9 protein-coding genes are annotated in these 6,496 nt (G+C 62.4%); 8 read left to right on the top strand and 1 reads right to left on the bottom strand.

The window, feature by feature from the left end; translation table 11 throughout:
- Positions 1 to 391: enoyl-CoA hydratase/isomerase family protein (locus ACIQ36_RS17170; protein ID WP_395831564.1), on the top strand; the 391-nt coding region annotated here is incomplete at its 5' end.
- A gap of 29 nt (positions 392 to 420) precedes the next feature.
- A complete protein-coding gene (locus tag ACIQ36_RS17175) occupies positions 421 to 1,245 on the top strand; it encodes an SDR family oxidoreductase (protein WP_395831566.1) in 825 nt (274 codons plus the stop codon).
- A 38-nt stretch (positions 1,246 to 1,283) separates the two neighbouring features.
- Here the strand turns inward: ACIQ36_RS17175 and ACIQ36_RS17180 are convergent, their stop codons facing one another.
- Positions 1,284 to 2,339: an MJ0042-type zinc finger domain-containing protein gene (locus tag ACIQ36_RS17180; RefSeq protein WP_395831568.1), complete on the bottom strand. Its 1,056-nt coding sequence runs from the start codon at positions 2,337 to 2,339 to the stop codon at positions 1,284 to 1,286.
- 157 nt (positions 2,340 to 2,496) lie between these two features.
- On the opposite strand from ACIQ36_RS17180, the gene ftsE reads away from it, so the two are divergent.
- The 6 genes from ftsE to ACIQ36_RS17210 all read left to right on the top strand — a co-directional run bounded on the left by ftsE (position 2,497) and on the right by ACIQ36_RS17210 (position 6,358).
- On the top strand, positions 2,497 to 3,201 hold the full coding sequence (gene ftsE, locus ACIQ36_RS17185; RefSeq protein ID WP_395831570.1) for a cell division ATP-binding protein FtsE: 705 nt from the start codon (positions 2,497 to 2,499) through the stop codon (positions 3,199 to 3,201).
- On the top strand, positions 3,198 to 4,106 hold the full coding sequence (locus ACIQ36_RS17190) for a cell division protein FtsX (protein WP_395831572.1): 909 nt from the start codon (positions 3,198 to 3,200) through the stop codon (positions 4,104 to 4,106). The genes ftsE and ACIQ36_RS17190 overlap by 4 nt, the downstream gene beginning before the upstream one ends.
- Positions 4,107 to 4,122: 16 nt before the next feature.
- Positions 4,123 to 4,665 carry an HAD-IIIA family hydrolase gene (locus ACIQ36_RS17195; protein WP_395831573.1) on the top strand — a complete coding sequence of 181 codons (543 nt, stop codon included), beginning with the start codon at positions 4,123 to 4,125 and terminating at the stop codon, positions 4,663 to 4,665.
- Positions 4,665 to 5,252, top strand: coding sequence for a YdcF family protein (locus ACIQ36_RS17200; protein WP_395831575.1), 588 nt, complete (start codon positions 4,665 to 4,667; stop codon positions 5,250 to 5,252). The genes ACIQ36_RS17195 and ACIQ36_RS17200 overlap by 1 nt, the downstream gene beginning before the upstream one ends.
- Positions 5,249 to 5,971 carry a lysophospholipid acyltransferase family protein gene (locus ACIQ36_RS17205; RefSeq protein WP_395831577.1) on the top strand — a complete coding sequence of 241 codons (723 nt, stop codon included), beginning with the start codon at positions 5,249 to 5,251 and terminating at the stop codon, positions 5,969 to 5,971. Before ACIQ36_RS17200 ends, ACIQ36_RS17205 begins: the two co-directional genes overlap by 4 nt.
- 99 nt (positions 5,972 to 6,070) lie before the next feature.
- Positions 6,071 to 6,358: a putative quinol monooxygenase gene (locus ACIQ36_RS17210; protein ID WP_395831579.1), complete on the top strand. Its 288-nt coding sequence runs from the start codon at positions 6,071 to 6,073 to the stop codon at positions 6,356 to 6,358.
- The last annotated feature ends 138 nt before the right edge of the window (positions 6,359 to 6,496 follow it).

Below are 6,496 nucleotides of genomic sequence, written 5' to 3' on the forward strand. Positions count from 1 at the left end.
GCTCGCCTACTGCCATCTTGGCGTGACCCCGGACGGCGGCGCGACCTGGTTCCTGCCCCGCCTTGTCGGCCTGAAGCCCGCCTTTGAAATCGCGGCCCTGGGCGAGCGGATCGAAGCGCCGCGCGCGGCCGATCTGCGCATTATCAACCGCGTCGTGCCCAAGGATGCTTTGGCCGAGGCGACCGAAACCCTCGCGCGGCGGCTGGCTTCCGGCCCCCGTCAGGCGCTTGCCCGCACCAAAGGGCTGCTGAATGCGGCCTTTGGTGCGCCGCTGCCCGATCAGTTGCGCCGGGAAGGCGAATCCTTCTCCCGCTGCACCTTAACCAGCGATTTTGTCGAAGGCGTCAGCGCTTTCGTCGAAAAACGCCGTCCGGCTTTCAATCGCGGCTAATCAAAACAAAAAAACGGAAAGAATCCCCCATGAGCAGCCTTAAAGGAAAAACCCTCTTCATCACCGGCGCATCGCGCGGCATCGGCAAGGCCATCGCCCTGCGCGCCGCCCGCGATGGGGCCAATATCGTCATCGCGGCCAAAACTACCGATCCGCACCCAAAGCTTCCCGGCACGATCTATTCGGCGGCGGAAGAGGTTGAGGCGGCGGGCGGCAAGGCCCTGCCGCTGCTGGTCGATATCCGCGAGGAGGAGGGTGTGAAGGCGGCGGTCGCCCAAACCGTGGCGACCTTCGGCGGTATCGATATTCTGGTGAATAACGCCAGCGCCATCAACATCAGCGGCACGCTGGAAACGCCGATGAAGCGCTACGATTTGATGCATCAGGTCAATGCGCGCGGCACCTTCCTGTGCAGCCAAGCCTGCCTGCCGGAACTGCTAAAGGCCGAGAACCCCCATATCCTCATGCTCTCGCCGCCGCTGAACATGACCGAAAAATGGTTCGCGCCGCATGTGGCCTACACAATGGCGAAATACGGGATGAGCATGTGTGTGCTCGGCATGGCCGGCGAGTTCCACGGCAGGGTCGGCGTCAATGCCCTTTGGCCGCGCACGATCATCGCCACCGCCGCGCTTGCGATGCTGGGCGAGGGCGAAGGGCTGATTTCCGCCCGCAATGGCCGCACGCCGGAGATTGTGGCCGATGCGGCGCACGTTATCCTGACCCGCGACGGCAAAAGCACGACGGGGAACTTCTTCATCGATGATGAGGTTTTGGCGAGTGCCGGGGTTACGGATCTCTCTGGCTATGCCGTCGATCCAAGCGCGCCGCTCTACCCAGATATTTTCCTTTAATAAAAACACCCCCCGATTTTCGGATCGGGGGGTTTTTCTTACTCGGCAAACGTCACCACAAGCTTATCGGCGGCTTGCGGCAGGTCCTTCAACTCCACCTTGAACGCTTCGGCGGAATTGGGGGCAACGGTCGGCGGGGTGCCCGCGAAGATCCATTCCTTCAAAACCTGATCATTCGCGCCGCTGACGATGGCTTTCAGCTTGGGCGCGGGCTTGGCGCTGTTCGTGGTGTTCAGCACGCGGCCTTCGATGATCAACATCCCCACATCATCCCGGCGGGTCGAGGCGACGTTCGCAAGATCGAAACCTTCGCCGGGGAAGCCGACGGGCAGCCCGGCGCGGGCATAGGCCACGGCGGCGGGCGGCCAGGTTTCGACGATCTGAGTGCGCCCAAAATAGAGCCCGGCGATCGTGCCCGAGAAGATCAGCAGCAGCAGGGCCCAGCCGAGCGGCGAACCGGCGCTTCGGCGGGGGGCGGCGCCATGATTGGCCTTAGCGGCTTTGCGGCCTTTAATCGGCGGGTTCAGCGGTGGGGGCGTGAAATCCGAAAACTCTTCCTCCGCCGTTTTGATCTTATCGCGCAAGGCCCCGGCGCTCACCATCTCTTCGGCGGGCGGCAGTGCACGCGACGGGCGGGATTTGGCGGGCACGCTAGGTTCGTCCTCATCGTCATCCATCGCAAACAGGCTGCGCGCGATGATCGATTCGTTCGAAGCCGGGCTGGTTTTGGCGTCGGCGGCGGCGTCGGCCATCGCTGCGAGAAAATCCATCGGCGGTAAATCGGCCGCAGCGCCGGGTCCGCTCGAAATCGGCGCGTTCAGGAAGGCATCGAAATCCTCATCCATCGATTTACCGCCGGGCGGCGGGCGAACGATGGAGGCAGCGTCGGGGGCTCCTGCTTTCGGGCGGGCGGCTCCAGGCGTCGCGGGTTCAGGCGTTGCCGAAAAAAACTCAGGCAGGGCCGCTTCGTCCGAAGCTAGGTCGGGTAGCCACGTGTGGCCGCAGTTCGAGCAACGGACCATCCGGCCAGGGTTGGCCAGGTCGGTCGAATTGACAGTCCAGCGGGTCGCACAGGAGGGACAGTTCAATATCATCGCATTTTTACCCGATTTCGGTTGCCTAACTTATACGAACCGAAAGACGGGACGGCAAGAAATCCGAGTCGACTTTCTGCACAATCGCTTGAAACCCGCAGATTTTTCCTGCCCTCTTGCACGGGCGGGCGAGAATCGCGGCGGCACCTGGAGAGACATGCTTACCTTTGATAATGTCGGGATGCGCTATGGGACCGGGCCGGAAGTTCTGCGCGATGTCAGCTTCCACCTGGCTCCAGGTTCGTTCCATTTTCTGACGGGCGCGTCGGGCGCTGGCAAAACCACCTTGCTGCGCCTGATGTATCTGGCGCAAAAGCCAACGCGCGGCACTTTCTCGCTGTTCGGGCGCGACGTGGTAACGCTGGCGCGCGCCGAGCGCCCGGACCTGCGCCGCCGCATCGGTGTGGTGTTTCAAGACTTCCGCCTGCTCGACCATCTGACCGCGCTCGAAAACGTCGCCTTGCCTTTGCGCATCGCCGGGCATAGTTCGGCGGAGATTGACGCTCATGTGGCCGAACTCCTCAGTTGGGTCGGATTAAAGCAGCAGGTGAATGCGCGCCCGGCGCAGCTTTCCGGCGGGCAGCAGCAGCGCGTCGCCATCGCCCGCGCTGTCATCGCCCGGCCCGATCTGCTGCTGGCCGATGAGCCGACGGGCAATGTGGATGATCGTATTGCCGTGCGCCTGTTACATTTGTTCGAGGAGATGAACAAGGTCGGCACTACCATCGTGTTCGCCACCCACAATCAGCAACTCATCAGCCGTTTCCCCCATCCGGTGCTGCATGTTGAGCAAGGCGAGGTGCATCTCTTGCCCCCCGGCTCCAACCCCTTCGGGGCCGAGATGAGCGGCGGTACGCCATGAAGCTTCCCTTGGTTTCCGGGCATCTCCCCGGTTTAGGGCATCCGCTGCCGCTGCGCGCCGATGAAGGCGGGCGCTTCCTGCCCGCCATCGTCGCCATCATGACCTTGCTGGCCCTTTTGGCGCTCGCCGGCGCGCTCGCGGTCAATCGCGGCGCGCAATCCTGGGACCGCGAAGTCACAGGGTCGGCGACGGTCCAGGTGCTCCCCGGCCCGGATGCGGCGGAAGTATCCAAGCGGGTGGAGGCGGCAACGCAACTTCTCCTCGCCCAGCCCGGCGTGTTGATGGCCCAGCCCCTTCCGGCGGAAGCGGGCGCGGCTTTGGTCGCGCCGTGGCTGGGGGAGCTAACGGGCGCGGCGGAACTGCCAATTCCGCGCCTGATCGCCGTGACGGTCGACCCTTCCATCGCCTCCCAAGACGCCATCCGCGAAAAGCTGAAGGCCATTTCCGGCACGCGCTATCAGGATCACCTGACCTGGCTGGAGCCGATCCGCCGGGCGGCGACGGCGGCGCGCTGGCTGGCGGCGGCGATTTTGGCGGTGATCGGCGGGGCGGCGGTGCTCACCGTGCTGTTCGCTACCCGCACGTCGTTGGCGGTCCAGCAGGATGTGATCGAGGTTTTGCACCTCATCGGCGCGCGTGACGGCTATATCGCGGGCGGTCTCGCGCGGCAAACGATGGGGCGGGCGCTGTTGGGGGCTTTTGTCGGCTCGCTGATCGCGGTGGCGGTTTTGCTGCTGTTACCGATGTTTCTGACCAGCGCCGCCGGAGCCCCGGCCTTGTTGCGCGGCGTGCAGTTGGGCGCGCTCGATTGGGTCTGGATTATCCTGCTGCCGTTTGCCCTCTCGATTTTAGCGGCGGGCGCGGCCTATCTTGCGGCGCTGCGTGGGCTTGCGCGGTTGCCCTAGAGACTTTGATGAACGCATGACGCTTTTCCCCCGCCTGCTGCTGCTCGACCGTGACGGTGTTCTGAACGAAGACCGCCCCGACAGTGTGCGCCACCGCGATGCGCTGGTGCTGATCCCCGAGGCGATTGCCGCGCTGGCGGCCTATAGTCGGACGGGGCGGGCGGTGGCGCTGGTCACTAATCAGGGAATCTTGGGGCGGGGGCACGTCAGCAAGGCCGAGTTCGGTGCGATTCAAGCGACGCTTATCCGCGCGGTGGAGGCGGCAGGCGGGCGGCTCGCCTCGGTCCATATCGCCCCCGATGCGCGCGACGGGCTGAGCGACCGCCGCAAACCCGGCCCCGGTATGCTGCGCGAAGCAATGCGCCAGCATGGGGTTTCCCCCGCCGAAACCCTGTTTATCGGTGATGCGTTAACCGATGCCGAGGCCGCCCAGGCGGCGGGGGTGGCGTTTCGATTGGTGCTCACGGGCAAGGGTCGCGCCTCGGCGTCCGCCCGTCCCGATCTGGCTGCCTTCGCCACCGTAGCCGAGGCTTTGGCCGATCTTGGAGCCTGCGGGTAATGCGGCTGGTTCGCCGTTTAACCGTCGTGGGGGCGGGTCTGCTTCTTGCCTATGGCGCGGGCTTTGCCGCCTTCATGGCGCAGGTTCCCAGCGAAGTCTCCCGCGATCCCTCAGCGACGGAGGCGATTGTGGTGCTGACCGGCGGGCGGCAAAGGCTCTCGACCGGGCTTAAACTGCAGGCGCAGGGGCTAGCGAAACAGGTGTTCATCTCCGGGGTCAATCCCGAGGTTGAGCCGGAGGAATTGGCAGGCTTCGGCCCCTTGGGCAAAGCGCAGATTGATTGCTGCGTGGTGCTGGGCTATGCGGCGGCCAATACGCTGGGCAATGCGGCGGAGACGGCGGCCTGGGCGCGCGCGGTCAATATTCACTCCATTCGCCTTGTAACGGCGGCCTATCATATGCCGCGCAGTCTGTTCGAGTTGCGCCGCGTCGCACCGCAGCTCGCCGTCATTCCGCATCCCGTGTTTCCGCCGGGCTATCCCGAAGGCGGCAGTTTGCGGGCGGATGGCGTCACGCTTCTGCTGAGCGAATATCACAAGCTCCTGCGCGCCTGGGCGCGCGCCTTACTTCGTTCGGGGGAAGCATGATCGTTTTGCGGTCGGCACTTTTTAACGTGTGCTTTGTTCTTTGGTTTTTCGTGACCGCCGTTCTGTTGCTACCCGTAACGCTGCTGCCGCGCGCGGCGGCCTGGTGGGTTGTCGATTTTTGGGTTCACGGCGTTTTAGTGCTGCTGCGCATCATCTGCGGAGTTCGGTTTGAAATGCGCGGGCGGGAGAATTTGCCGAAAGGCGGCTTCATTCTGGCGGCAAAACATCAATCGGCCTTCGAGACGATGGCTTTGCACGTGCTATCGCCCCGCCCGGCGTTCATTTTCAAGCGCGAACTGCTGTTTATCCCGGTCTTTGGCTATTACCTGTGGCGCTTTCAGCAGATCGCCGTCACGCGCGGGGCCGGGCAGAAGGCGATGAAGAGCGTTGGGCGCGCGGCCCTGCCGGTTTTGGCCCAGGGCCGCGCCGTGATCATTTTCCCGGAAGGCACGCGCACGGACCCTGGTACGCGTCGCCCCTACCGCTCCGGTGTGCAGCATCTCGCCCGCTTGAGCGGTGCCCCCGTGGTGCCGGTTGCGCTAAACTCTGGCTTATTTTGGGGGCGGAATGCCTTTCTGAAATACCCCGGCACGGTGGTCTTCGAGGTTCTGCCCGCCCTCACCGTATCGCCCGAAGCGCGCGGCCCGTTCATGGCGGCGCTGGAAGAGGCTATCGAAACCGCAACGGCGCGGCTGGAAGCCGAAGCGCGGGCGAAATAAGGACTTCTAATCGGGCGAATCATTAAGCATTGGTGATTTTGTATGAATTATGCTTTATGCGTGATCGTAATGATCGCTTAATAGTTCAAGGGGACTGCTATGAGTATAAATGTAATCATCACATTCAAATCAAAACCTGAAAAGCTTGTGGCCTTTACAGAGATACTTGACGGGGTAAAAACAGATTTACCTAAAGTTGATGGTTGTATTTCTGTTAACATATATAATGCTGATCTGGATCCATGTGTATTTACGCTCGTAGAAACATGGCGTTCCGAATCTGATCACAAAAAACACATTGAAGGCGTGGTGTCGTCGGGTGGTTGGAGCCATATAGCGTCACACTTGGCCTGCGACCCGAGCAGCGGTTATTTCAAATCGCTTTAAGATAGTTCTTCTCTAGGAGCCGTTGACAAACTGGATTCCCAAATTGCCTAAAGCGTGATTCAAGATAGCTTTCTGAGGAGGCTATCTTGGCTCGATTGTTGATGGAAGACGCTGAATGGGCGTTTTTTGAGCCGTTCA

The organism is Elstera sp. (genome assembly GCF_044372965.1).
GTDB lineage: Bacteria > Pseudomonadota > Alphaproteobacteria > Elsterales > Elsteraceae > Elstera.